At 61.1% G+C, this 24,138-nt stretch carries 24 protein-coding genes; 10 read left to right on the top strand and 14 right to left on the bottom strand.

The features are described 5' to 3' along the window. Positions 1–73 precede the first annotated feature (73 nt). Positions 74–451, top strand: a complete 378-nt coding sequence (locus ACA047_RS06305) for a hypothetical protein (protein WP_497357666.1) — start codon at positions 74–76, stop codon at positions 449–451. A gap of 101 nt (positions 452–552) precedes the next feature. Here ACA047_RS06305 and ACA047_RS06300 read toward each other — a convergent pair whose 3' ends face one another. Then, entirely contained in the window at positions 553–762 is a 210-nt protein-coding gene (locus tag ACA047_RS06300; RefSeq protein ID WP_497357665.1) for a cold shock domain-containing protein, read from the bottom strand. Between the two features lie 235 nt (positions 763–997). Between ACA047_RS06300 and plsB the strand changes: the two genes are divergently transcribed. The 4 genes from plsB (at position 998) to ACA047_RS06280 (ending at position 5,509) form a co-directional block, all read left to right on the top strand. Continuing rightward, positions 998–3,496 (top strand): glycerol-3-phosphate 1-O-acyltransferase PlsB, encoded by a 2,499-nt coding sequence (gene plsB / locus ACA047_RS06295; protein ID WP_497357664.1) that lies wholly within the window; start codon positions 998–1,000, stop codon positions 3,494–3,496. Between the two features lie 99 nt (positions 3,497–3,595). Further along, on the top strand, positions 3,596–4,189 hold the full coding sequence (locus ACA047_RS06290) for a hypothetical protein (RefSeq protein ID WP_497357663.1): 594 nt from the start codon (positions 3,596–3,598) through the stop codon (positions 4,187–4,189). 200 nt (positions 4,190–4,389) lie between these two features. After that, positions 4,390–4,788 (top strand): YbaY family lipoprotein, encoded by a 399-nt coding sequence (locus tag ACA047_RS06285; protein WP_497357661.1) that lies wholly within the window; start codon positions 4,390–4,392, stop codon positions 4,786–4,788. 31 nt (positions 4,789–4,819) lie between these two features. Beyond that, positions 4,820–5,509 carry a DUF4197 domain-containing protein gene (locus tag ACA047_RS06280; protein ID WP_497357659.1) on the top strand — a complete coding sequence of 230 codons (690 nt, stop codon included), beginning with the start codon at positions 4,820–4,822 and terminating at the stop codon, positions 5,507–5,509. A 76-nt stretch (positions 5,510–5,585) separates the two neighbouring features. On the opposite strand, the gene ACA047_RS06275 is transcribed toward ACA047_RS06280, so the two are convergent. Together ACA047_RS06275 and ACA047_RS06270 are read right to left on the bottom strand one after the other, a co-directional pair. Beyond that, complete coding sequence (locus ACA047_RS06275; RefSeq protein ID WP_497357657.1) at positions 5,586–8,651, bottom strand: efflux RND transporter permease subunit; 3,066 nt, start codon at positions 8,649–8,651, stop codon at positions 5,586–5,588. Positions 8,652–8,657: 6 nt separating this feature from the next. Beyond that, positions 8,658–9,758: an efflux RND transporter periplasmic adaptor subunit gene (locus ACA047_RS06270; protein WP_497357656.1), complete on the bottom strand. Its 1,101-nt coding sequence runs from the start codon at positions 9,756–9,758 to the stop codon at positions 8,658–8,660. A 94-nt stretch (positions 9,759–9,852) separates the two neighbouring features. Between ACA047_RS06270 and ACA047_RS06265 the strand changes: the two genes are divergently transcribed. Further along, on the top strand, positions 9,853–10,488 hold the full coding sequence (locus ACA047_RS06265; protein WP_497357655.1) for a TetR/AcrR family transcriptional regulator: 636 nt from the start codon (positions 9,853–9,855) through the stop codon (positions 10,486–10,488). 60 nt (positions 10,489–10,548) lie between these two features. On the opposite strand, the gene ACA047_RS06260 is transcribed toward ACA047_RS06265, so the two are convergent. Continuing rightward, the gene (locus ACA047_RS06260) at positions 10,549–11,331 is read right to left on the bottom strand and encodes a class I SAM-dependent methyltransferase (RefSeq protein ID WP_497357654.1); all 783 of its coding nucleotides are present in this window, start codon (positions 11,329–11,331) and stop codon (positions 10,549–10,551) included. Positions 11,332–11,423: 92 nt separating this feature from the next. Here ACA047_RS06260 and ACA047_RS06255 point away from each other — a divergent pair, with 92 nt between their 5' ends. After that, entirely contained in the window at positions 11,424–12,044 is a 621-nt protein-coding gene (locus tag ACA047_RS06255; protein ID WP_497357652.1) for an energy transducer TonB, read from the top strand. Between the two features lie 3 nt (positions 12,045–12,047). Here the strand turns inward: ACA047_RS06255 and ACA047_RS06250 are convergent, their stop codons facing one another. From ACA047_RS06250 to ppc, 7 genes are all read right to left on the bottom strand, one after another. Further along, a complete protein-coding gene (locus tag ACA047_RS06250) occupies positions 12,048–12,752 on the bottom strand; it encodes an extensin-like domain-containing protein (protein WP_497357650.1) in 705 nt (234 codons plus the stop codon). Positions 12,753–12,762: 10 nt separating this feature from the next. Continuing rightward, positions 12,763–13,584: an isocitrate lyase/PEP mutase family protein gene (locus ACA047_RS06245; RefSeq protein ID WP_497357648.1), complete on the bottom strand. Its 822-nt coding sequence runs from the start codon at positions 13,582–13,584 to the stop codon at positions 12,763–12,765. Positions 13,585–13,617: 33 nt separating this feature from the next. Next, positions 13,618–14,478 carry a DUF72 domain-containing protein gene (locus ACA047_RS06240; RefSeq protein ID WP_497357646.1) on the bottom strand — a complete coding sequence of 287 codons (861 nt, stop codon included), beginning with the start codon at positions 14,476–14,478 and terminating at the stop codon, positions 13,618–13,620. Continuing rightward, positions 14,478–14,786: a hypothetical protein gene (locus ACA047_RS06235; RefSeq protein WP_497357644.1), complete on the bottom strand. Its 309-nt coding sequence runs from the start codon at positions 14,784–14,786 to the stop codon at positions 14,478–14,480. Before ACA047_RS06235 ends, ACA047_RS06240 begins: the two co-directional genes overlap by 1 nt. Before the next feature lie 166 nt (positions 14,787–14,952). Beyond that, positions 14,953–15,630, bottom strand: a complete 678-nt coding sequence (tsaB, locus tag ACA047_RS06230; RefSeq protein ID WP_497357642.1) for a tRNA (adenosine(37)-N6)-threonylcarbamoyltransferase complex dimerization subunit type 1 TsaB — start codon at positions 15,628–15,630, stop codon at positions 14,953–14,955. Between the two features lie 93 nt (positions 15,631–15,723). Next, positions 15,724–16,371 carry an adenylate kinase gene (gene adk / locus ACA047_RS06225; protein ID WP_497357640.1) on the bottom strand — a complete coding sequence of 216 codons (648 nt, stop codon included), beginning with the start codon at positions 16,369–16,371 and terminating at the stop codon, positions 15,724–15,726. 289 nt (positions 16,372–16,660) lie between these two features. After that, the gene (gene ppc / locus ACA047_RS06220; RefSeq protein ID WP_497357638.1) at positions 16,661–19,291 is read right to left on the bottom strand and encodes a phosphoenolpyruvate carboxylase; all 2,631 of its coding nucleotides are present in this window, start codon (positions 19,289–19,291) and stop codon (positions 16,661–16,663) included. Positions 19,292–19,497: 206 nt separating this feature from the next. Here ppc and ACA047_RS06215 point away from each other — a divergent pair, with 206 nt between their 5' ends. The 3 genes from ACA047_RS06215 (at position 19,498) to lptF (ending at position 21,459) form a co-directional block, all read left to right on the top strand. Beyond that, the gene (locus ACA047_RS06215) at positions 19,498–19,842 is read left to right on the top strand and encodes a pilin assembly protein (protein WP_497357636.1); all 345 of its coding nucleotides are present in this window, start codon (positions 19,498–19,500) and stop codon (positions 19,840–19,842) included. A gap of 363 nt (positions 19,843–20,205) precedes the next feature. Then, a complete protein-coding gene (locus ACA047_RS06210) occupies positions 20,206–20,619 on the top strand; it encodes a DUF4398 domain-containing protein (protein WP_497357634.1) in 414 nt (137 codons plus the stop codon). A gap of 51 nt (positions 20,620–20,670) precedes the next feature. Further along, positions 20,671–21,459 carry a lipotoxin F family OmpA-related lipoprotein LptF gene (gene lptF, locus ACA047_RS06205; protein WP_497360240.1) on the top strand — a complete coding sequence of 263 codons (789 nt, stop codon included), beginning with the start codon at positions 20,671–20,673 and terminating at the stop codon, positions 21,457–21,459. A gap of 76 nt (positions 21,460–21,535) precedes the next feature. Here lptF and ACA047_RS06200 read toward each other — a convergent pair whose 3' ends face one another. The 3 genes from ACA047_RS06200 to ACA047_RS06190 all read right to left on the bottom strand — a co-directional run bounded on the left by ACA047_RS06200 (position 21,536) and on the right by ACA047_RS06190 (position 24,111). After that, on the bottom strand, positions 21,536–21,865 hold the full coding sequence (locus tag ACA047_RS06200) for a PA3694 family proteiin (protein WP_497357632.1): 330 nt from the start codon (positions 21,863–21,865) through the stop codon (positions 21,536–21,538). Further along, a complete protein-coding gene (locus ACA047_RS06195) occupies positions 21,862–22,764 on the bottom strand; it encodes an alpha/beta hydrolase (protein ID WP_497357630.1) in 903 nt (300 codons plus the stop codon). The genes ACA047_RS06200 and ACA047_RS06195 overlap by 4 nt, the downstream gene beginning before the upstream one ends. 69 nt (positions 22,765–22,833) lie before the next feature. After that, positions 22,834–24,111, bottom strand: coding sequence for a flavohemoglobin expression-modulating QEGLA motif protein (locus ACA047_RS06190; protein ID WP_497357628.1), 1,278 nt, complete (start codon positions 24,109–24,111; stop codon positions 22,834–22,836). Positions 24,112–24,138 lie beyond the last annotated feature (27 nt).

Below are 24,138 nucleotides of genomic sequence, written 5' to 3'. Positions count from 1 at the left end.
CGAGCCCCGGGCAACCGCCCGGGGCCCGTTAAATCCGCGAATGGATTTTTTAAAGACCGCAGTGAGGACATCCATGCGCCAACCCGATATCGAGATTTATCTCAAAGACACCGACGTCGACCACAAGGCCATCGCCGCCTGGCTCGGCCAGGCCCTCGGCCCGTGCAGCGAATGGGTCCAGAGAGGCCAGACCTACAAGTGCAAGGCCGGCGACATCCCAGTGACCTGGCTGCCCAAGGCCGTGGGCAAATGGAACAGCCTATACCTGGAAAGCGACCAGACCCCATGGGAAGACGACATCGCCTGCGCCCGCGCAGCCTTCACCGCGCTGAATGTCGAAGTGCGCTGCGCGCCGGGATCGTGGGTGGAAGAAGAAGGTGAGGAATTGGCCGATCGCTGGATGCGCATCAGCGCCGATGGGGAAGAAGAGATTACCTGGAAGACGGCGTGACATCTGAGGGCCTGCCGCAGATATAAAGGTAAAAGCAGAATCCATGTGGGAGCGAGCCTGCTCGCTCCCACACTGGTTTTTGTGTAGCCAGTGAATGCAGGTTACAACCCCACCACATCCTCAGCCTGCAAGCCCTTCTGCCCTTCCACGACCGCGTATTCGACCTTCTGGCCTTCGGTCAGCGAACGGTGGCCATCACCGCGGATCGCGCGATAGTGCACGAATACATCCGCCCCGCCTTCACGCTGTATAAAACCGTAGCCTTTGGCGTCGTTGAACCACTTCACATTGCCGGTTTCCCGTGCAGCCATGATGCTCACTCCCATTCTTGTTTTTAAGTCGGCTTTTCGATGGAAAGCCGTACGAGCTTTCGCCACCGTCCGGCCGTCCATAGGGAGGCTGGGGGCAGCAACAGGCCGAGTATATGACACACGGAAAAACTCTCAACTGACTTTACTTCGGCGCTTTTTTGCCGATTTTCGATGAATCCGGCACACTAGCGAACTCGAGCAACCGCTCGGTTTTATCCACTCATGCAGAAGCCGTATGACCCGCTCCCCGTTCCGCCGTCTTGTGTTTGGCACCCTGCGCCGACTGTTGTACCTCTGGGTTCGCTCCGAGACGATCAACCAGTCGTCCTTCACCCTCAACCTCGACCGCAGTCGTCCGGTGTTCTACGTTCTGCAAGATCCTTCGCTCACCGACCTGGCCGTGCTCGATACCGAGTGCACCAAAGCCGGCCTACCCCGTCCGATACTGCCGGTCTCGGTGGGCAACCTGCTGGAACCGGCGGCGTTTTTCTACCTGACACCGGCGCCGGACTGGCTCGGACGCCAGGACAAACGCGGTGCGCCGCCCGCCCTGACACGGCTGGTCAGCGCCCTGACCCAGAACGCCGCCGAAGACGCGCAGATCATTCCGGTCAGCGTGTTCTGGGGGCAGTCGCCCGACAGCGAATCCAGCCCGTGGAAGCTCTTGTTCGCCGACAGCTGGGCCGTCACCGGGCGCCTGCGCCGCTTGCTGAGCATCATGATCCTGGGGCGCAAGACCCGCGTGCAGTTCTCCGCGCCGATTCATCTACGCGAACTGATCGAGCACAACAAGGGTCACGAACGCACCGTGCGCATGGCCCAGCGGATCCTTCGGGTGCACTTCCGCAATCTGAAAGCGGCAGTCATCGGCCCCGACATTTCACACCGACGCAACCTGGTCAAGGGTCTGCTGAACCAGCCGCTGGTCAAGCAGGCAATTGCCGACGAAGCCGAGCGGGAAAAGATCTCCCCGGAAAAAGCCAAGGCCCAGGCCCTGCGCTATGGCAACGAAATCGCCTCGGACTACACCTACACCGCGATCCGCTTTCTGGAAGTGGTGCTGAGCTGGTTCTGGAACAAAATCTACGACGGCATCAAGGTCAACCACATCGAAGGCGTGCAGAACGTCGCCCAGGGCCACGAAGTCATCTACGTGCCGTGCCATCGCAGCCATATCGACTACCTGCTGCTGTCGTACCTGCTGTTTCGCAACGGCCTGACCCCACCGCACATCGCCGCCGGCATCAACCTCAACATGCCGGTGATCGGCGGCCTGTTGCGGCGCGGCGGGGCGTTCTTCATGCGCCGCACCTTCAAGGGCAACCCGCTCTACAGCGCCGTGTTCAACGAATACCTGCACACGCTGTTTACCAAAGGCTTCCCGGTGGAGTACTTCGTCGAGGGCGGACGCTCGCGCACCGGGCGCATGCTGCAACCCAAGACCGGCATGCTCGCCATCACCCTGCGCAGCTTCCTGCGCTCATCGCGCATGCCCATCGTGTTCGTGCCGGTCTACATCGGCTATGAGCGGGTGCTGGAAGGTCGCACTTACCTGGGCGAGTTGCGCGGGGCCAGCAAGAAGAAAGAGTCGATCTTCGACATCTTCAAGGTCATCGGCGCCCTCAAGCAGCGCTTCGGCCAAGTAGCGGTGAATTTCGGCGAGCCGATCAAGCTGGCGGAGTTCCTCGACAGCGAACAGCCTGGCTGGCGCCAGCAGGAACTGGGCCCGCAATTCAAACCGGCCTGGCTCAACGCGACCACCAACCGCCTCGGCGAACGTGTGGCCCGGCACCTGAACGAAGCCGCCGCCATCAACCCGGTCAACCTCGTGGCCCTGGCGCTGCTGTCCACCAGCCGCCTGGCCCTGGACGACCAAGCGATGGCCCGGGTGCTGGACCTGTACCTGGCGTTGCTGCGCAAAGTGCCATACTCGCCCCACACCACGCTGCCCGAAGGCGATGGCCGAGCGCTGATTGAGCACGTAAAAGGCATGGACCTGTTGTCTGAACAGAGCGATGCCCTGGGCAAGATTCTGTATCTGGATGAGCAGAATGCGGTGCTGATGACCTACTACCGCAACAATGTGCTGCACATCTTCGCCCTGCCGGCGTTGCTGGCGAGCTTCTTCCAAAGCACCTCGCGCATGAGCCGCGAGCAGATCCTGCGCTACACCCGCGCCCTCTACCCGTATCTGCAATCGGAGCTGTTCATCCGCTGGTCACTGGAAGAACTGGACGCGGTGGTCGACCAGTGGCTCGAAGCGTTCGTCGAACAGGGCCTGCTGCGTTTCGAAAATGACCTGTACCTGCGCCCGGCCCCAAGCTCTCGGCACTTCGTGCTGTTGACCCTGCTGTCCAAGAGCATCGCCCAGACCTTGCAGCGCTTCTACATGACCGTCTCGCTGCTGCTCAACAGCGGCCAGAACAGCATCAGCGCCGAAGAACTGGAAGACCTCTGCACCGTCATGGCCCAGCGCCTGTCGATCCTGCATGGCTTGAACGCCCCGGAGTTCTTCGACAAGAGCCTGTTCCGCCACTTCATCCAGACCCTGCTGGACCTGGACGTCTTGCGCCGCGACGACGCCGGCAAGCTAAGCTATCACGAGCTGCTGGGCGAACTGGCCGAAGGCGCGGCCAAGCGAGTGCTGCCGGCGGAGATTCGCCTGTCGATCCGCCAGGTGGCATTGCATCGCAGTGAAGATGCAGAGGACACTGCGCTCAGCCCTGAAGTTTGAAACTTTTCGATAACTAACCGTAAAACAAGGACCTTTTTCGGTTAGTTGATTCATGAATTAATAGGCATTCACTCAAACATTAACGATAGGGATATCGGAATGCACCTGTTAAACGAATCCACCCCAAGAGTCACTGTTACGTTCAGTTTACCGCCCGACTTTATCGCGCCAGCTGGGGGTAAGAATGAAACCGTTATCGACGTCCAGATCGTCAACACTCGGCAACCGATCACCGTCAAAGAATGGCGGCACCCTTCGGTCGTCGATGGCCGATGGAGTTTTTCATTCCCGCACCACTACAACGATGTCGGCGTGAAGTACCGGGTCCGCATCCAGCTGTTCCATAACCAGGAGCCGTTGCTGCTGAAACAGGATTACTTCGTCATCGTGAATCAGGCGCCTTACCACCAGACCGTGCATTTGAGCCCGATCGGGCAGCTATATGTTGAAGTCCAAGAGCCATTTTCCATCCCGACAGAACAAGCCGTGACCGTCAGCCTGCATGAAACCGGGCAGCCTGAAGTTGAACTCGTACGCGTTGACCACGATGAACAGACCGCCACATCGTTTTATCTGAAATATGATCCGGACAAAGTCCTGCCTGGCAAACGCTATTCATTGACCGGCATTGAAAACAGATACCGTCAACACCTTGTTGTTTCACCTGGGCATGTTCAACTTCTGCCGACATGACCTCTCTTTTTCAGATTTGAACCTGTGGGAGCAAGGCTTGCCCGTGATGAAGATAACGCGGTCTCTCTGGAACCGAGGCGTCTGTATAGTGGGCAATCCTCGCTCCCACACCCTTGCTCCCACGCTGACGTCACCGCAAAAATCCGCTAGATTTCACTAAGCGCCAGGCTTCATCCGGCGCTCAAGTTTCAGAGGTTCCGATGAAAAAAATAACTTTCTTGGCCGCAGCCGCCCTGTTAAGCGCTTGCCAGTCGACTTCAGCGCCCACCCAGACCAGCCTCGACGGCGAAGTGTTTTACCTGCAGCGCATCGCCCTGCCACCTGCCGCCACCTTGAACGTGAGCCTGCTGGACGTTTCCCTGGCCGATGCCCCGGCGGTGGTGCTCAATGAGCAGAGTGGCCCGGTCAAAGGCCAGGTCCCGCTGCCGTTCCACCTCAGTTATGATCCGGCCCAGATCAAGCCCGGCCATCGTTATGCCGTGAGCGCCCGCATCGAAGTGGACGGACAGTTGATGTTCATCACCACCGAGCAACACATCGTGCAACTCGATGGCAAAGATCCGCAGCCGTTGAAGATCCGCGTCAACGCCGCACACTGATTCCCTTCAAACTCTCTTCAAGGAAGCTGCCATGCTCCGCTCCACCCTTCGTTTTTCCGGCCTGTGCGCGGGCCTGTTGATCTGCGCCAATGCCATGGCCCTGTCTCTGAGTGACCTCTCGCAAAAGGATGCCACTGGCGGCCTCAAGGACGCACTGACCCAAGGCGCCCAGGTCGCGGTCAAGCAATTGGGCACACCCGGCGGTTTCAGCAACAACCCGGACGTGAAGATCGAGCTGCCGGGCAAGCTCGGTAAAGTCGCCAGCAAGATGAAAGCCTTCGGCATGGGCGACCAGGTCGATCAGCTGGAAACCAGCATGAACCAGGCCGCGGAAGCCGCCGTGGTCCAGGCCCAGCCAATTTTGGTCAATGCCGTGAAGAACATGAGCGTGGACGACGCCAAGGGCATCCTGAGCGGCGGTAACGATTCGGCGACGCAATACCTGAACAAGAGCAGCCGCGAGCAGATTCGCGCCAAGTTCCTGCCCATCGTCAAGCAAGCCACCGACAAGGTCGGCCTGGCCCAGAAATACAATGCCTTCGCCGGCCAGGCCGCGACCTTCGGCGTGCTGGACGCCAAAAGCGCCAACATCGAAAACTACGTGACCGAGCAGGCGCTGGACGGTTTGTTCGAAATGATCGGCAAGCAGGAAGCCACCATTCGCCAGAACCCGGCAGCTGCAGCCACCAGCCTGGCGAAGAAGGTCTTCGGAACCCTCTAAGTCAAGCGCAAAAAAACACTGTGGGAGCGAGCCTGCTCGCTCCCACATTAGGTCTGTGCTGGTCTCTGGATCGGGTTCAGGTCTTCTTGACCCCGAACCACGCCGCATACAACGCCGGCAGGAACAACAGCGTCAACGCCGTCGCCACGATTAGCCCGCCCATGATCGCTACCGCCATCGGGCCGAAGAACAGGCTGCGCGACAGCGGGATCATCGCCAGCACCGCCGCCAGCGCCGTGAGCACAATCGGACGGAAGCGCCGCACCGTCGCTTCGATAATCGCCTGCCAGGGCGCAAGCCCGGCCTTGATGTCCTGTTCGATCTGGTCCACTAGGATCACCGAGTTGCGCATGATCATCCCCGACAAGGCGATGGTGCCCAGCATGGCGACAAAACCGAACGGCTGGCGGAATACCAGCAGAAACAGCGTGACACCGATCAGCCCCAAGGGCGCCGTGAGAAACACCATGGCGGTGCGCGAGAAGCTGCGCAATTGCAGCATCAGCAACGTCAGCACCACCACGATAAACAACGGCACACCCGCAATCACTGATTTCTGGCCGCGGGCCGAGTCTTCTACCGTGCCGCCCACTTCCAGCAAATAATTGTCCGGCAGTTCTGCGCGAATCGGGTCCAGGGTCGGGAGAATCTGCTTCACCAGGGTCGCCGGTTGTTCCTTGCCGTAGATATCGGCCCGTACGGTCACACTCGGCTGGCGATTGCGGTGCCAGATCACGCCCTCTTCGAAGCCATACTCCAGCGTCGCGATCTGCGACAGCGCAACGCTTTTACCATTATCGGTGGGCACCGCCAGGCTCGGCAGCAACGACAGTTCGGTGCGCTCATGCACCGTGCCCCGAAGCAGAATCTCGATCAGTTCGTCGTCCTCCCGATATTGACTGACGCTGGACCCAGTGAGGGAGCTTTGCAGGAAGCTCGACAGGTTGGCCGTACTCACGCCCAAGGCCCGGGCCCGCTCCTGATCGACATTCAGGTACACCACCTTGCTGGGTTCTTCCCAATCCAGATGCACGTTGACCACGTAGGGATTTTCACGAACTTTCGTCGCCACTTTCCGCGCCAGGGCCCGGACCTCTTCGATGTGCTCACCGGTTACGCGAAACTGCACCGGATAGCCAACCGGCGGACCGTTTTCCAGGCGAGTGACCCGCGAGCGCAAGGCCGGGAATTGCTCGTCCAGGGTCGCGATCAGCCAATTGCGCAAGGGCTCGCGGTCTTCGATGGTCTTGGCCAACACCACGAACTGGGCGAAACTTGGCGCCGGCAGTTGTTGATCCAGCGGCAGGTAAAAGCGCGGTGAACCGGTGCCGACGTAAGCCACATAGTTGTCGATGCCCTCGTGGCCCTTGAGCAGCGCCTCAAGGCGCTCGACCTGCTCGGCGGTGTTACTCAGCGAGGCGCCTTCGGCCAGCTTCAGGTCGACCATCAGCTCCAGCCGCCCCGACGCCGGGAAAAACTGCTGCGGTACAAAACGGAACAGCATCAGCGAGCCCACAAACAGCAACACGGTCAGCACGATGACGGTTTTGCGCCAACGCACACACCACTCCACCAACCGCCGGACACGCTGATAAAACGGCGTGCCGTAAGGATCAGGCTGGCCGTCACCGGTGCCGTGTTTGGCCGCATGAATTTTCGCCAGGTCCGGCAGGAGTTTTTCCCCCAGGTACGGCACGAACACCACGGCAGCCACCCAGGACGCCAACAACGCCAGGGTCACGACCTGGAAAATCGAACGGGTGTATTCGCCGGTGCCCGACTGCGCAGTGGCGATCGGCAGGAACCCGGCCGCCGTGATCAACGTACCGGTGAGCATCGGGAACGCGGTGCTGGTCCAGGCATAACTGGCCGCCTTGATCCGGTCGAAGCCCTGTTCCATTTTGATCGCCATCATCTCCACCGCGATGATCGCGTCATCCACCAGCAACCCCAGCGCCAACACCAACGCGCCGAGGGAAATCTTGTGCAAGCCGATCCCCAGGTAATACATCGCGGCAAAGGTTATCGCCAGCACCAGCGGAATCGCCAGGGCCACCACCATCCCGGTCCGTAGCCCCAGGGAGAAAAAGCTCACCAGCAACACAATCGTCAGCGCTTCCACCAGCACCTGAACGAACTCACCGACGCCAGTCTTCACAGCCGCTGGCTGGTCCGAAACCTTGCGCAATTGCATGCCGGCCGGAAGGTTGTTCTGCAGACGGGCAAACTCGGTTTCCAGAGCCTTGCCCAGGATCAGGATGTCACCGCCCTGCTTCATTGCCACCGCCAGGCCGATGGCGTCTTCGCCCATGAAGCGCATGCGTGGCGACGGCGGATCGTTGAAACCGCGACGCACATCCGCCACATCGCTGATGCGGAAAGTGCGATCGGCGACGCGGATCGGAAAATTGCGGATTTCTTCTACTGTCTGAAAATTCCCTGAAACCCGTAGCTGCAACCGCTCGCTGGCGGTTTCGAAGAAGCCTGCGGTCGATACCGCATTCTGCTCTTCCAGGGCCTGCTGGACCGCCGCCAAGGGCAGGCCGAGGGTGGCCAGCTTCACATTCGACAGCTCGATCCAGATCTTCTCGTCCTGCAAACCGAGCAGCTCGACCTTGCCCACATCCTTGACCCGTTGCAGTTGGATCTGGATACGATCGGCGTAGTCCTTAAGCACGGCGTAGTCGAACCCGTCGCCGGTCAGCGCATAGATATTACCGAAGGTGGTGCCGAACTCATCGTTGAAGAACGGCCCCTGGATGCCCGGTGGCAGAGTGTGGCGGATATCACTGACCTTCTTGCGGATCTGGTACCACAGCTCGGGAATCTGCTCCGAATGCATGGAGTCGCGAGCGATGAAGGTCACCTGGGACTCACCCGGGCGGGAGAACGAGACGATTCTTTCGTAATCGCCGGTTTCCATCAGCTTCTTTTCAATGCGTTCAGTGACCTGGCGCGAAACCTCCTCGGCCGTGGCGCCCGGCCAATTGGTGCGAATGACCATGGCCTTGAAGGTGAACGGCGGGTCTTCGCTCTGGCCGAGCTTGGTGTAGGAAAGCGCGCCGACGATGGCCAGCAATAGCATCAGGAACAGTACGATCTGGCGGTTACGCAGCGCCCATTCGGAAAGATTGAAACCCATCGGGGATTACTCCTTGACCGCCAAGTTGACCACGCGGTTGGAGCGGTCCACCGGCCGCACCTGCTGGCCGTCGAGGAGCACATGCACACCGGCTGCCACGACCCAGTCATCGGGGCTCAGGCCCTCAAGCACCGGAACGGTTTTTTCGCCGAAGGCGCCGACGCGCACCGGGACTTTTTTCAGGGTGCTGTTGCTGTTGACCACCCAGACATACGTCGCGCCGTTCTCAGCAGCCAGGGCCGACAACGGCACCGACAGCGGCACCTTGTCGGCAACCTGGATAAACACCCGGGCACTCTGGCCCAGCTCAGCCGGGACGCTGCCGGCGGTGAAGGCGACACGAGCGGCGAAGGTGCGGGATTTGGGGTCGGCAGCCGGTGAGAGTTCGCGGATACGCCCACTGAAACGCTGATCGGGTTGGCTCCACAGTTCTACCGAGACCGGCTGGTCGATCTTGAACCGGCCGAAACTCTGTTCCGGCAGGCTGATCAGTACTTCACGCTCGCCGTCGGTGGCAAGGGTGAACACCGTTTGCCCGGCCGACACCACTTGCCCGACTTCCACCGAGCGCCGGGCAACCACGCCGTCCTGGGGTGCGCGTAACACTGAGTAGCTGGCCTGGTTGTTGGCGACGTCGAACTCGGCCTTGATCTGCTTGAGCCGCGCGGCGCCGGAGCGGTACAGGTTTTCGGCATTGTCGTACTGGGAGCGGCTGACCATCTGCCGTTCCATCAAGGTCTTGTAACGGTCACGCTCGGAGCGCACCAGGTTCAGGTTGGCCTCGGCCGCGGCGACCTGGGCATGGGAAGCCTCCAGTTGCAGGCGCACATCCTGAGGATCAAGTTCGGCCAACGGCTGATTGGCCTTGACCCGCTGGCCCTCTTCAACCAGCCGTCGGCTTACTTTGCCGCCAATGCGAAAGGCCAGGTCTGGCTCGAAACGGGCCCGCACTTCACCGGGGTAACTGTCCATCGCCTGGGTCGCTGGCTCTGGTTTCACCACCAGGGCGGGGCGCACGGCGACGGGTACCGGCTCGTCTTGACCACACGCAGACAATAAAAACGCCAGGCTGACTGGCACGGCGAGGGACAAGGCATAGCGGAACATGGCGAGTGACCTTTCGCTAATGGTGCTTGGAATAATTATACTAGCGAGTATGTTATTAATAGCAAACTCACCAGTCCAGTATTAAAAGCGAAAAATGTCGAACAATCTTTCACCTCCCAACGGCCCAGGTCGTCCGAAGGATCTGGCCAAACGCAAGGCCATTCTTGACGCGGCAAAGAGCCTGTTCGTGCGCCTTGGCTATGCCAGCACCAGCATGGACGCGGTCGCCACCGAAGCGGGCGTGTCGAAGCTGACGGTCTATAGCCATTTCAACGACAAGGAAACGCTGTTCTCCGCCGCTGTGAGCGCCAAGTGCGAAGAACAGCTGCCAACACTTTTTTTCGAATGGCCTGACGGCGTCCCGATCGAAAACGTGTTGTTGAACATTGCCCGCGGTTTTCATCAACTGATCAGCAGCGACGAATCGGTGAATTTGCACCGAGTGATCATGGCCCTGGGCAGCCAAGACCCAAAGCTCTCGAAAATTTTCTTCGAAGCCGGCCCGCAGCGGATGCTGTCAGGCATGGAGCGACTGTTGGCGAAGGTCAATCAGAGCGGCGCCCTGAACATCGACAAACCCCGCAACGCCGCTGAGCATTTTTTCTGCCTGATCAAGGGCGCGGCGAATTTCCGGTTGTTGTATGGCTGCGGCGCGCCGCTGGAACCCGAAGTAGCCGAGGCCCATGTGCAGGAAGTGGTGGGGTTGTTTATGCGGGCTTATCGGCCTTAAGCCAGCCATAGACGTTTCTGGCTGAGGTAGGCGAGTGGGAGCAAGGCTTGCTCCCACTGATCAGGGCTTGAGCGCTTTCTTGGGATAAATGTCGTACCGACTGGATTTGCCATCAAGCCCGTGGCTCGGCTTCGGCCCTTCGATGCACGGTGCCTTGCGCGGACGCTTGACCACCACCCGGTGAGTCGCCAGGGCCAGGGCCGCTGCCAGCAGCGCCGGGGCATCCGGGTCGTCGCCCACCAAAGGCCGGAACAGGCGCATTTCCTTCTTCACCAAGGCCGTTTTCTCACGATGGGGAAACATCGGGTCCAGGTAGATCACCTGGGGCGGCTCGCCTTCCCAATTGCGCATCACCTCGATGGAGTTGCCCTTGAGCAGGCGCATGCGGGCCACGATGGGCGCCACGTCAAAATCCTCCGCCCCACGGGCCAGGCCATCCTCCAGCAATGCGCCAATCAGTGGCTGGCGCTCGATCAGGCTCATGTCGCAGCCCAGGCTGGCCAACACGAACGCATCCTTGCCCAGGCCGGCCGTGGCATCGAGTACCCGCGGACGCACGCCTTGGGCGACACCCACAGCCTTGGCGATCATCTGACCGCTGCCGCCGCCGTACAACCGACGATGGGCCGCACCGCCCTCGACAAAGTCCACCCGCACCGGGCCCGGCGCATCCGGGCCCAGTTGCTGCAATTGCAGCCCCTGCTCGCCGACCTGCAAGGCAAACTCACCGCCGTCCACCAGCAAAGGCAGGCCAAGTCGCTCGGCCCAGCGTTCGGCCTGAGACTGGAAGGCCGGGGCCAGAGCCTCGACATGGATGCGGCAGGCCGCAGGTTGCTCACTCATGGGAAACACGCTCAAAAAATTAATGATCGGCAAAAACGGCCGATAACAACAGTGAACGGCATTTTGCCAGAGCTGAGCGTCGACCGAGAAAAATGTCAGACATTCAATCCACATCGATAGGCGTTATCTCCCCTTACGGCGATTACAGCCTGCGAAACACCCAAGCCCTGAGCGGCGTCAGTCACCTGTGGCAGGATTTTTTTGCCCGGGCCCTGGCCGATCAACTGGGTGATGCCGCACCGGCGCCTGGCAGCTACCAGCCAGTCGCCCTCGATGAAGCCGTTGAGCCGACCCTTGGCGCCGAACTGCTGGAGCACATCGTCAGCCAGCGTACCTGCGAAGTGAAAGAAACACCGGTCAAGCCGCCTGAGCCGTTGTTCCTGCCAATCGCCGAATTCGAACTCGACCTGCTGGACAAGCCTTTCCCACCCTTCCCGCCGGAAGAAATCGTCGCCCAGCAAAAACAGCAGAACTTCGAGAGCAACTGGGTCCGCCCGATCGTCCTCACCGCTGGCCAACCGCTGCCGGAACCCGGCCCGGCGCCGCAGCCGCGTCCATTGCACCTGCCGATTGCCGAGTTCGAACTCGACCTGTTGGACAAGCCCTTCCCGTCCTTCCCAGAGGAAGAGCTCGTGGCGCAGCAGAAACAACTGGACTTCGACACCCGTTGGGCACGTCCGATTGTGCTGCAGAACCTGCGCATCGCCGCCTGACCTCTAACGACAGATCCACCATGGCCCGACATCCAGATGGAAATGGTTGCGATGCGCCGCGTTGTAATCCGGGCTCAAGACCACATTGAACATGTCGCAGGCACCGTCGCGCACCTGCCGCAGGAATTGGCCGTCGGTGTTGTCCTTCGGCCAATCCTTGAGCACGCTGACCGTGCGGCCATCGGCCAAGCGAAACCCGGCGATGTCCAGCGCACTGGCCGTGGCGTGCTGACTGCGCGCTCCGCTTTCACGACCGTACATATTGCGACAGGCGAAACTGCCGAGGTGCTCAACCCGCGTCACTTTCTGCCCGTAGACCGCCGCTGCCACCGGCTGCAGCGCATGGCGTTCAAACAGCGCGAACGCCACCGCCAACGGGCAACTGGCGAGGAAACTGCTGCTCAGCGCCACCTCGCCGCCCTGCACCCTCAGCACATTGCTCAGCGGGCAGTTGGCGCTGGGGTTGCTGTCGGCCTGGCGAGCGACCCGTAGCCCCGAGGTGGCGAGGGCCTGATCGCACAGTTGCGGGTCATTGCGCAGGGCCATGAGCTTGTAGCGGGTCAGCAGGTTTGGCGGGACGTTGACGTCCAGGGGCGCCCAGGGATTCCATTGTGGCGGCAGCGTCAGCCAGCCGCGCCATACCGCCAGCAGGGCGGCACCAACGACCAGCACCAGTAACGTAAAACCTTTCAGAACCCGCACGCCCATGCCTCGGTCATCAACCCTTGAACAACTGGTTGGCCTGCTTGAACGGCATCGAGCGACGGGTAAAGGTGAACGTGCCCTGCTGCTGGATTTCCTCGGCGGCGCGCAAGAACTCGCCATACGCGGCCAGGGCCAGTGCCGAGCCGACACTGATGCGCTTGACGCCCAACTCGCTCAATTGCGTGAGCGTCAGGTCCAGTGCCCCGGACATCAGCACGTTCACCGGTTTCGGCGCCACGGCCTGCACCACCGCAAGCACTTGCTTGGCCGTGCTCAGCCCCGGGGCGTACAAGACGTCGGCACCGGCGTCGGCGAAGGCCTTCAGGCGACGAATCGTGTCATCCAGATCGGGATTGCCGTGCAGAAAATTTTCCGCCCGGGCGGTCAGCAGGAAGGGGTACGGCAAACCGCGCACCGCGTAAGCCGCGGCTTTGACCCGCGCCACGGCATGCTCGAAACAATAGATCGGGCTGTCTTCGCGCCCCGTGGCATCTTCGATAGAGCCACCCACCGCGCCGGCCTCTGCCGCACGGAGCAGGTTGCGGGCGCAATCCTCGGGGGCGTCGGCAAAACCGTTCTCCAGGTCCACCGCCACGGGCAGGTCAGTGGCAGCCACGATCGCCCGAACGTTGGCCAGGGTGTCATCCAACCCTAGCGCACCGTCGGGCCGCCCCAGAGAAAAAGCGTGACCGGCGCTGGTGGTCGCCAGCGCCTCGAAGCCGAGGCTGGCAAGCATCTTTGCGGAACCGGCATCCCACGGATTGGGAATGACAAAAGCCCCTTCGCGTTCATGCAGGGCCTTGAACGCCTGGGCTCGGCGGGTTTGCGCATCCATGAAATTCGCTCCTGAGCAGAGAAAGAGTTGGCCTCAGAGCAAACCCAGTTGCTCGGCGGCGGGCTCTCTGTATAGCTCAGGCAGGGCCGGCAAGCCAGGCAATCGGCTCATCAATCGGCTGTGAAAGTGCTGCGCGAGCTTTGCCGCCAGCAGGTTGTCGGCGGTGTGCAGGAAAATATAAGGCGTGCGCCCTTCTTCGATCCACCCGGCGATTTTCTCCACCCAGGGCGTCAGGAACCGCTCGTTGGCCTCCAGCACCGGATGGCCGATGAAGCGCACCTGCGGGCATTGGGTGAACGCCGTCGGCCGGGGCGGCACCCGGGGCTTTTTCGATTGCGCATGGAGCACGGCAGGATCGGTCGAGGTGCAACTGAACAATGCCCGAGGGTCGAGACAAATGCGTTCGACGCCACGGTCGAGCAGCAGGCGATTCAAGCGCCGTTCGGCATCGCCCTTGGCGAAGAACTCATCGTGACGAACTTCCACGGCCAATGGGCGTTCAAAGGCGTCGATGAAACCCGTCAGTTCTTGCAATCGATTGGGGGTGAAGGCCTTGGATAACTGCAGCCAGAATGGCGAAACCCGCTGGCCCAAGGGGCTGAGCAACTGCACAAAGGTTTCGGTGGCCGTCAGGTACTCACGCAAGTCGCCATTGTGGCTGATGTCACCGGGAAACTTGGCGGTGAAGCGAAAGTGCTCGGGCATGGTCTCGGCCCAGCGCTGCACGATGGCCGCAGACGGGCTGGCGTAGAAGGTCGTATTGCCCTCCACGGCATTGAACACTTGAGAATAGAGATTCAGGAAGTCGGAGCTTTTGGCGTCCTGGGGATAAAGGTAATCGCGCCAGGCGTTTTCGCTCCAGGACGGGCAGCCCAGGTAGTAAGGCAGCACCATCAGATGTAGAGGTCGAGTCCCAGCACTTCCATATCCCAATCGACGAAGCCGGCGGTGCTCAGGTAGCTGGCCAGGGCCATGGCAACACTGCGGCTCATGGATCGGTGATACAGCATGTCTTGCTGACGGGCGGGAAGGTTGCTCAGGCGTTGTGCGCTAGCTTTGGCGGCGCGGGCGGCCAGTTGCTCTTCAGACGGGAATTCCAGCTCGCCATCGATATCATCGAAGGACTCATCCGCAGCGACTTTGCCTGCACGAGGCCTGCGCTTGATGGGATAGGACTGGGATGAAACGCCGTCTATACGCATAACAGAATGCTCGGTATCGATAATGGCAATTTAGCGGCACTTTCACAACCGCGCAAACGCGCAAGTGATAACTAGAACACATAAAGCCAAAAAGGTTTAAAAACACCCCGGAAAAGTGACGACTGGCACCACGTAGGAGCTGCCGAGTGCAACGCTCTTACGGGTTTTACCGCTCTGCCTTGGGTGTCGCAACTTTGTCCCGCAGATACACCGGCTGCGCATTGTCGGCCGGGATGGCTTCGCCGCGTTCCCAGGCAAAGCGTGCCAGGGCGAGCAGGTCTTCGGCGTGAGGCAGCATCGTGGCGTCCTGGCCGCTGAGGTTGACGGCAATTCGCTCGCCGTATCCCCAACCGGTACCCGCGCCAAACCAATCGCCGTCGGCCCCGTCTGGCAAAGCCGCGACTTCGGGTGGCAGTACCGCTTCGGCCCCCTCCAGGCGCATCTCGCCGTCGATTTCACAGTAGCAGCCCCAATACACCTCGTCCATGCGTGCATCGATGGCCGCCGCGACCTGACGGGCACCGTGCTCACGCAACGCGCGCTGGGCCAGCACCGCCAGGTTGGAAACCGGCAACACCGGGCGCTCCAGTGCAAACGCCAGCCCCTGCACCACCCCAACGGCGATGCGCACCCCGGTGAACGCCCCTGGCCCGCGTCCAAAGGCAATCGCATCCACCGCCTGCAAGGTGGTTCCGGCATCGCTCAGCAACTGCTGGATCATCGGCAACAGCTTCTGGGCATGCAGGCGCGGAATCACCTCGTAATGGCTCGTGACCTTGCCGTCGTGCAGCAAGGCAACGGAGCAAGCTTCAGTCGCGGTGTCCAGGGCCAGCAAGGTGCTCATCGATGTATCCGTAAATCAGGTGGGAAAAAAGTGCGCCAGTATAAACAACTACGGCCCGCAAGCGGGCCGTAGTTGATACAGCGATCAGACTTTTCAGCTCAGCGCTTCGAGCACTTTGCCAGTGATCGAATCGACCGAGCCGACGCCCGGGATGTGGCTGTATTTTGGCTTGCCCTTGTCGGCGGACAGATTCTGGTAGAACGCCACCAGCGGCTTGGTCTGGGAATGGTAGACCGACAGGCGATGACGCACGGTTTCTTCGGTATCGTCCTTGCGCTGCACCAGCTCTTCACCGGTGATGTCGTCCTTTCCGGCGAGTTTCGGCGGATTGTAGACGGTGTGGTAGACACGGCCAGACGGCTCATGGACGCGACGACCGGCAATGCGCTGGACGATCTCTTCGTCGTCGACAGCGATTTCGACGACGTGATCGAGCTCAACGCCCGCTGTCACCAGGGCTTCGGCCTGAGGAATGGTGCGCGGGAAACCGTCGAACAGGAAGCCGTTGGCGCAGTCGGGTTGAGCGATGCGATCCTTGACCAGGGCGATGATCAAGTCATCCGACACCAGGCCGCCGGCATCCATGATGCTCTTGGCCTTGACGCCCAGCTCGGTGCCAGCCTTGACCGCGGCACGCAGCATGTCGCCGGTGGAGATTTGCGGGATACCGAATTTTTCGGTGATGAACTTTGCCTGAGTACCTTTACCGGCCCCGGGAGCTCCCAGCAGAATGACGCGCATCGATGTGCTCCTCAATTTTTTTATGTAAACGCTCGGATTCGCCTCGTGGGGCCAATCTCGGAAAACAGGATCGTGACCGCCCAAACGGCCAAAGGTTGATCAAGATACACAGCAGGCCCGACCCACACAAGCCGCCGAAAGTCGAAGAAACCCGCACCCGACGCGACCTTTGGACAAGGTGGCGAGAGTCGCAACCGGGCAACAAACTGTCGCCTGGCCGACCTCCTCCCTTGCCTCCAAGCGCCCGCCCGGGGACACCGGGCGAGCCGTTTCGAGGCGCTGGTTAACCTTAGCCGGTGTTGCGCAAACCGGCGGCAATTCCCGCTACAGACACCAGCAACGCTTGTTCCACGGGGCTACCCTGGGCGACATCCTGCTGCCGCGAGCGTGCCAGCAGTTCGGCTTGCAACAAATGCAACGGGTCAAGGTAAGTGTTGCGCAGCCGGATGAATTCCAGCGTGGCAGGGCTATGTGCCAGTAGCTGCGACTGACCGGTCAACCCCAGGACCACGGAACAGGCCTGCGACAATAGGTCGCGTAAATGCTCGCCCAAAGGTAGCAGCCCGGGCTCCACCAAACGCTCATCGTAGGAGCGCGCGATGTCGCTATCTGCCTTGGCCAGCACCATTTCCAGCATGTCGATGCGGGTACGGAAGAACGGCCACTGCTCGCGCATCTGTGCCAGCAGTTCGCCTTCACCCCGTTCCAGGGCCTTGACCAGGGCGGTTTCCCAGCCGAGCCAGGCCGGCAGCATTAAGCGGGTCTGGGTCCAGCCGAAGATCCACGGGATCGCCCGCAAGCTTTCGATACCGCCAGCCCGGCGCTTGGCTGGCCGGCTGCCCAAGGGCAGACGCCCCAGTTCCTGCTCCGGTGTGGACTGACGGAAATACTCGACGAACTGCGGGTTTTCCCGCACCACGGCGCGGTAGGCGCTGACGCCGTCGGCGGCCAGTTCGTCCATCAAGTGCCGCCATTGAGGCGTGGGCGGCGGCGGTGGCAATAAGGTCGCTTCGAGCACCGCCGCGAGGTACAGATTGAGGTTTTGTTCGGCGATGTCCGGCAGGCCGAATTTGAAACGAATCATTTCACCCTGTTCAGTGGTGCGGAAACGCCCGGCCACCGAGCCCGGCGGTTGAGACAGGATCGCCGCGTGAGCCGGGCCACCGCCACGGCCCACGGTGCCACCGCGGCCATGGAACAGCAGCAGTTCGACTTGCTGTTCGCGGCAGATGTCCACCAGCCGTTCCTGGGCCCGATACTGCGCCCAGGCCGCCGCCGTGGTCCCGGCATCCTTGGCCGAATCGGAATAGCCGATCATCACTTCCTGGGGCCCTTGCAGACGGGAGCGATAGCCCGGCAACAGCAACAGCTGCTCGATCACCGGGCCGGCGTTGTCCAGGTCGGCCAGGGTTTCGAACAGCGGCACCACCCGCATCGGTCGCAACACGCCGGCTTCTTTCAACAGCAGCTGCACGGCCAGCACATCGGAAGCCGCGCCAGCCATGGAGATCACGTACGAGCCCAGGGACGCCGCCGGCGCGGCAGCAACTTCCCGGCAAGTGGCCAGGACTTCCGCCGTGTCGGCCGACGGTTTGAAGTGGGCTGGCAGCAGCGGACGACGGTTATTCAATTCGCCCAGCAAAAAGCTGATGCGCTGCTCTTCGCTCCAGTCCTCGTAGCGACCCAGGCCCAGGTAATCGGTGATTTCGGTCATGGCGGCGGTATGGCGCGTCGAGTCCTGGCGCACATCGAGTCGCACCAGGAACAACCCGAAGGTCACGGCTCGGCGCAGGCAATCGAGCAGCGGCCCATCAGCGATCACCCCCATGCCACACTCGTGCAGGGACTGATAGCACAGCTCCAGGGGGTCCAGCAGTTCGCGGTTACTCTGCAACACATCGGCCGGAGCCGGCGTGGTGGTCTTCAAGGATGCCTGGGCCCAGTTGCGGGTGGCGCGCAGGCGTTCACGCAGTTGCTTGAGCACCGCGCGATAGGGCTCAGCGCTGTCGTCGGCCTGGGCGCGCAACGCAGCGCTGGCCTGCTGCATGGACAACTCGGCGGCCAGGTGATCGACGTCGCGCAGGTACAGATCCGCCGCCATCCAGCGTGCCAGCAACAGCACTTCGCGGGTCACTGCGGCGGTGACATTGGGGTTGCCGTCACGGTCACCGCCCATCCACGAAGCAAAGCGGATCGGCGCCGCTTCCAAGGGCAGGTGCAGCCCGGTGGCAGCATGCAGGGCCTGGTCGGCCTTGCGCAGGTAATTGGGAATGGCTTGCCACAGTGAATGCTCGATCACCGCAAAGCCCCACTTGGCCTCGTCCACCGGCGTCGGCCGGGTGCGGCGGATTTCTTCGGTGTGCCAGGCCTCGGCGATCAATCGTTGCAGGCGCTCCTGGATCTGCGCGCGCTCGGCACTGGTCAGGTCGCGGTGATCCTGGGCGGCCAGTTGCGCGGCGATGGCGTCGTATTTCTGGATCAGCGTGCGGCGGGCCACTTCCGTGGGGTGGGCCGTGAGAACCAGCTCAATCTCCAGCCGTCCCAACTGCCGCGCCAGAGACTCGGCGCCATGGCCCTCGGCCCGCAACCGGGCGAGCAACTCGGGCAACACGCGCGCCTCGAAGGGGGCCGGCTGCGCTTCCTCGCGGCGGTGGATAAGTTGGTACTGCTCGGCGATGTTGGCCAGGTTGAGGAACTGGTTGAACGCCCGCGCCACGGGCAGCAGTTCGTCCTCGCTCAACTGGTTGAGGCTGGCGCTGAGCTCAGCGTCCACGGACCCACGACGGTCGGCCTTGGCGCCCTTGCGGATCTGCTCGATCTTGTCGAGAAACGCATCCCCGTACTGTTCGCGGATGGTATTGCCCAGCAGCTCGCCGAGCAGGTGAACATCCTCGCGCAAGCGTGCATCGATATCGGTCATCAGAAGTTCTCCAGCAAAAAGGTCCGGACAGCGCTTGGCAGCTCTTGGGGAATAAGACGCGTGAGATAGAGAGTGCCGCTGCAAGTCGCTTATGACAAGCGACGAAGGGACTTTAAACCTTGTAGGACAAAGCTAGTCTCAACAGTAAGCCACACAACGGCTTGTCACTCACCACGCCTGCCACGAGCAGTCTTATCGAGGCCATCATGAAAATCCGTGAGCTTGTCCAGCATTGGGAAGAAAACGCCAAGGGTCGCCTGACCCAGACTGGCTACACGATTCATTTGGACGTGGAGGCGGCCGCGCGGCTGGCGGCGATCTGCGACATGTACCCCAAGCGCCACCCCGAAGAACTGCTGGGTGAACTGATTGGGGCGGCGTTGGAAGAGCTGGAAGCAAGCTTCCCGTATGTCAAGGGTGCGCAAGTGGTCGCCACCGATGAAGAAGGTGACCCGCTGTACGAAGACGTCGGGCCGACCCCGCGCTTTCTCGCTTTGTCCCGTCGCCATTTGCAGCAACTCTCCTCCCAGAGCGACAAGTCCAAGCACTGATTCCCTGTAGGAGCTGCCGAGCGAAGCGAGGCTGCGATCTTTCCCCTGACACTTGAGTCCCAAGCGAAAGATCAAAAGATCGCAGCCTTCGGCAGCGCCTACACGCGCCAAAAAAAAGCACGCCCCTACGTCTGGCATACCGCCGCACGCCTCGAAAGTTCATCTTTTTTCCGCTGACCGATCAGTCAGTAATTCTTTTGGCGATTGGCCATCCTCGCTGAACTTTTGAAAAACGCCTTGGGTCACACCGAGTAACCATACTGGAACAGTCGTTTAAATAAACGCGCCCTGGCGCCAGCGCCAAAACAGACGTCACGGCTTCGGTCCCAGCATGGATTTGTAGTTTTTTTCAGGAGTTTTCCAATGGAGTTGAAGCCTATGAATACCTGCACTGCCAAACCCTCATCCAGTGGCCTGCGAGGCCTGAAGTTGGCTGCCCTGGCTATCGGTAGCAGCTTCATTCTGGCCGGCTGCGCCGGCAATCCACCTTCCGAGCAATACGCGGTGACGCAATCGGCGGTCAACAGCGCCGTCAGCGCCGGCGGTACCGAATTCGCCGCGGTGGAAATGAAATCGGCCCAGGACAAGCTCAAGCAGGCCGAGATCGCCATGCACGACAAGAAGTACGACGAAGCCAAGCGTCTGGCTGAACAGGCCGAGTGGGATGCCCGCGTCGCCGAGCGTAAGGCCCAGGCCGCCAAGGTCGAACAAGCACTCAAGGATTCTCAGAAAGGGGTTCAGGAACTGCGTCAGGAAGGCATGAACAAGGTCCAGTAAACCGTTCACGCCACGACGTACTTCTCATTGATAAAAGGACGACAGACTATGATGCACAAACACTTGATGATGCCCGCCCTGCTTGCCGCCTGCGTAGCGCTGGCCGCTTGCTCCACCGACCCGAACGCCAACCTGGAACAGGCTCGCACCAACTACAACGGTCTGCAGGCTGACCCAGCCGCCAGCAAAGTCGCCGCCCTGGAGACCAAGGACGCTGCTGACTTCCTGGCCAAGGCCGACAAGGCCTACCAAGATAAGGAAGACGAAGCCAAAGTCGACCAACTGGCCTATCTGACCAACCAGCGCGTTGAAGTGGCCAAGCAAACCATCGCCCTGCGCAATGCCGAAGCCGAACTGAAAAACGCCGGCGACGAACGTGCGCGTGCCCTGCTCGATGCCCGCAATGCGCAGATCAAGCAACTGCAGGACAGCCTGAACGCCAAGCAGACTGAACGCGGTACGCTGGTGACCTTCGGCGACGTGCTGTTTGCCACCAACAAGTCCGACCTGCGCTCCGGCGGCTTGGTCAACGTCAACAAACTGGCCCAGTTCCTTCAGGAAAACCCCGACCGTAAGGTGATCATCGAAGGCTACACCGACAGCACCGGTTCGGATTCCTACAACCAATCGCTGTCCGAGCGCCGCGCCGGTTCCGTGCAACTCGCGCTGGTGAAAATGGGCGTCGACCCAGCCCGTATCGTAACCCAGGGTTACGGCAAGGAATTCCCGGTGGCTGACAACACCAGCGTCTCGGGCCGCGCCATGAACCGTCGGGTGGAAGTGACCATTTCCAACGACAACCAGCCAGTGGCCCCGCGTTCGAGCATGAGCGCCAACTGATCGGCTGACTGCAACGCAAAAGCCCCGCCTGATTTCGTCAGGCGGGGCTTTTTCATGCTGAACACATTAGGTTGAGTTACGGCTGAAGCTTCTGCGGCGTCTCCTGCGCCATGCACCGCACTGCGCGCTTCTTCTCGTTGATCAGCACGCCGGTCAGGCCTTTCTGTTCGGTGTCGAACAGCACCAGCACGCCGTCGATGCACTGGGCCACTTGAGGGGCCGGCTCCAGGGCGACTTTGTAGTCTTCGCCCGGCACGGTCTTGAGCATGGTGAATTCGCTGAGCAGCAACGCGTCCTCAGGCTTGGCGAAGTGCAGGTAGCCGTAGTACCACAGCGCCGCGACGGTGCCGAGGATGCTGCAGATACCGGTGATGATCAGGGGGATGGCGTTACGTTCTTCGCTCATTGCAGGCTCTCTGAAGATTCAACAGGTTTTGGATAATTCGGGACCTCGCCCAGGCGCCGCAGGCCGTCAAAGTGCTGCGGGTCGTCGAGGTAGCGCAGCATCACGGTTCGCCAGACCGGGTCGGCGAATGTCTGCACGTGCCCGCCGCGAGTCAATTGCAGGACCCGCGGCGGCGGCGCAGCTTGATACAGACGGATGCCATTGGAAAGGGGCACGATGGGGTCGTCCAGGCTGTGGTAGATCAATTTCGGCACGCCGGTCAATTGCGCCACGGAGGCGATTGCGCTGTCACCGTCGGGCACCAGCCACGACAGCGGGACTTGCAGCGGCCAGGTCAGCCAGGAAGTACTCAGGGCGAAACGCCCGACGTCGCGATAACTGGCGGGCACGCCATCGAGCACCAGGGCCTTGAGCTGCTGCTGGCGCTGCGGATGTTCCATCAGGTAATGCACCGCCAGCGCGCCACCCAAACTCTGGCCGAGCAACACCAGGGGTTTGCCCTGAACCTCGGGCGCCTCGTCGAGCCATTTGAACGCCGCGTCGATGTCCCGGTAGATCGCCGGCAGGCTTGGCTCACCTTCGGACAAGCCATAACCGCGGTAGTCGACCATCAACACCTGATACCCCTGCTCCGGCAACCACCAGCTTGCGCCCAGATGCCAGGCCAGGTTGCCGCCGTTGCCGTGCAAGTGCAGCACCGTGCCCTTGACCTCGACACCTGGTTTAACGGGCAACCACCAGCCGTGTAGTCTGAGCCCGTCGGACGTGGTCAGGGTAACGTCGCGGTAGTCGATCTTGGCCCGTTCCGGGGTGAAGGGCTGGCCGCGTTCGGGGTAGAACAGCAGGGAACTGCAGCCGCTCAGGGCCAGCAGCAGGCAAAAAATGCCGAGGGTTCGCATCCGGTGAAGCCTCGCAAAAATCAGAGTTGGAACACGGCTCGCTCCCACATTTTTTTGACCGTGTTGTTCTTAAAGGATATTGGAGTAATCCGCTTCGATCCGGTCCAGGCTCAGATGGTTCAGGAAGTTGGAGAAACACATCCAGGCCGACAGCGCGTTCATGTCGCGAAACTGCTCGGGCAGGTACTTGGGCGGCACGACCAGGCCTTCGTCCACCAGTTGCCGCAGGGTACGCATATCCTCAAGGGTGGTCTTGCCGCAGAACAGCAGCGGCACTTGCTCCAGCTTGCCTTTGCGCACGGCCAGCTGAATGTAGTTGTAAACCATGATGAAGCCCTTGAGGTAGGACAAGTCTTTGGTGAATGGCAGCCCGGTCGGCACCGAGCCACGGAAAACACGACTGGCGTTGCCGTAGCTTTCGCCCATCTCAAAGCCTTGCTCGCGGAAGAACTCGAATACCTGCAGGAAATCGGCCCCCTCCTCCACCATATGAATGGCGCGGGTGCGGTTGGTGAGTTTGCGCAGGCGACTCGGGTAGGAGGCGAAGGTGATGATCTCCATCAGGATCGCCAGGCCTTCCTGGGTTACGGTGGACGATGGTGGCCCCTTGGACAGAAAGGTGCAGATCGGCTGGTTCAACCCGTTGAGGGTGGTGCCAACGTGCACCAGCCCTTCATGGACTTCCAGGGCCCGCACGTCACGGTCGTTAAACATCGCATCGGTACGGATCTTGATGTAATCGGCACCTGCCGCTGCGTCAGCCACGATCCCGTCGGACTCGAACACCCGGATGGTTTCCTCGGCCTCACCGAAGACCCGGTTGAGACGATGTTGCAGCAAGCTGACGGCGTCCTTGGCGGTCAGAATCTTCGGCTCGTCCTTCAGGTCTCCACGGCCATCGATGTTGTTCAGGTAATCGGACAACATCAGGCCCAGGTCCGCCAGGGTCGGGTCACCGGCATGGAAAGCGTCGGAAGCGGCGCCATACAGTTCCTGGGAGATCAGCCCGAAATCCTCGGTGCCGCGCGCTTCGAGCATGCGCACCACCATGCGGTATTCCTTGCACATGCGACGCATGATCTGCCCGACCGGGTTGAACTGGCCGAGCTGGCGGGTGATGTCGCGCTCGATGTTCTGGAACTCCAGCTTCACCTTGCTGGAATCGAAGGACAACGGCCGATTGAGGTAATAGTCGCGGTCCACGGCGGGCATTTCCTTGCCCTTGGCCTTGAGAAACTCCTTGCGGATGCTCTCATCCCACTTCACCGCGTCGAGAATGCGGATCGGCGTCTGCGCCAGCACAATGCGATCGGACAAGGTGCGTATCGTCTGCTGGTAATCGTCCACCCGGAACTCCTGTGAAAAACATCCGCC

It is taken from the genome of Pseudomonas sp. LBUM1664, from assembly GCF_059695895.1.
The sequence above is the reverse complement of the archived record's forward strand: the minus strand, read 5'-3'. Positions and strand labels throughout refer to the sequence as shown.

Coding starts and splice junctions, on each gene's coding strand:
- ACA047_RS06305 (WP_497357666.1), top strand. CDS start 74: ATGCGCCAACCCGATATCGAGATTTATCTCAAAGACACCGACGTCGAC.
- ACA047_RS06300 (WP_497357665.1), bottom strand. CDS start 762: ATGGCTGCACGGGAAACCGGCAATGTGAAGTGGTTCAACGACGCCAAA.
- plsB (WP_497357664.1), top strand. CDS start 998: ATGACCCGCTCCCCGTTCCGCCGTCTTGTGTTTGGCACCCTGCGCCGA.
- ACA047_RS06290 (WP_497357663.1), top strand. CDS start 3,596: ATGCACCTGTTAAACGAATCCACCCCAAGAGTCACTGTTACGTTCAGT.
- ACA047_RS06285 (WP_497357661.1), top strand. CDS start 4,390: ATGAAAAAAATAACTTTCTTGGCCGCAGCCGCCCTGTTAAGCGCTTGC.
- ACA047_RS06280 (WP_497357659.1), top strand. CDS start 4,820: ATGCTCCGCTCCACCCTTCGTTTTTCCGGCCTGTGCGCGGGCCTGTTG.
- ACA047_RS06275 (WP_497357657.1), bottom strand. CDS start 8,651: ATGGGTTTCAATCTTTCCGAATGGGCGCTGCGTAACCGCCAGATCGTA.
- ACA047_RS06270 (WP_497357656.1), bottom strand. CDS start 9,758: ATGTTCCGCTATGCCTTGTCCCTCGCCGTGCCAGTCAGCCTGGCGTTT.
- ACA047_RS06265 (WP_497357655.1), top strand. CDS start 9,853: ATGTCGAACAATCTTTCACCTCCCAACGGCCCAGGTCGTCCGAAGGAT.
- ACA047_RS06260 (WP_497357654.1), bottom strand. CDS start 11,331: ATGAGTGAGCAACCTGCGGCCTGCCGCATCCATGTCGAGGCTCTGGCC.
- ACA047_RS06255 (WP_497357652.1), top strand. CDS start 11,424: ATGTCAGACATTCAATCCACATCGATAGGCGTTATCTCCCCTTACGGC.
- ACA047_RS06250 (WP_497357650.1), bottom strand. CDS start 12,752: ATGGGCGTGCGGGTTCTGAAAGGTTTTACGTTACTGGTGCTGGTCGTT.
- ACA047_RS06245 (WP_497357648.1), bottom strand. CDS start 13,584: ATGGATGCGCAAACCCGCCGAGCCCAGGCGTTCAAGGCCCTGCATGAA.
- ACA047_RS06240 (WP_497357646.1), bottom strand. CDS start 14,478: ATGGTGCTGCCTTACTACCTGGGCTGCCCGTCCTGGAGCGAAAACGCC.
- ACA047_RS06235 (WP_497357644.1), bottom strand. CDS start 14,786: ATGCGTATAGACGGCGTTTCATCCCAGTCCTATCCCATCAAGCGCAGG.
- tsaB (WP_497357642.1), bottom strand. CDS start 15,630: ATGAGCACCTTGCTGGCCCTGGACACCGCGACTGAAGCTTGCTCCGTT.
- adk (WP_497357640.1), bottom strand. CDS start 16,371: ATGCGCGTCATTCTGCTGGGAGCTCCCGGGGCCGGTAAAGGTACTCAG.
- ppc (WP_497357638.1), bottom strand. CDS start 19,291: ATGACCGATATCGATGCACGCTTGCGCGAGGATGTTCACCTGCTCGGC.
- ACA047_RS06215 (WP_497357636.1), top strand. CDS start 19,498: ATGAAAATCCGTGAGCTTGTCCAGCATTGGGAAGAAAACGCCAAGGGT.
- ACA047_RS06210 (WP_497357634.1), top strand. CDS start 20,206: ATGGAGTTGAAGCCTATGAATACCTGCACTGCCAAACCCTCATCCAGT.
- lptF (WP_497360240.1), top strand. CDS start 20,671: ATGCACAAACACTTGATGATGCCCGCCCTGCTTGCCGCCTGCGTAGCG.
- ACA047_RS06200 (WP_497357632.1), bottom strand. CDS start 21,865: ATGAGCGAAGAACGTAACGCCATCCCCCTGATCATCACCGGTATCTGC.
- ACA047_RS06195 (WP_497357630.1), bottom strand. CDS start 22,764: ATGCGAACCCTCGGCATTTTTTGCCTGCTGCTGGCCCTGAGCGGCTGC.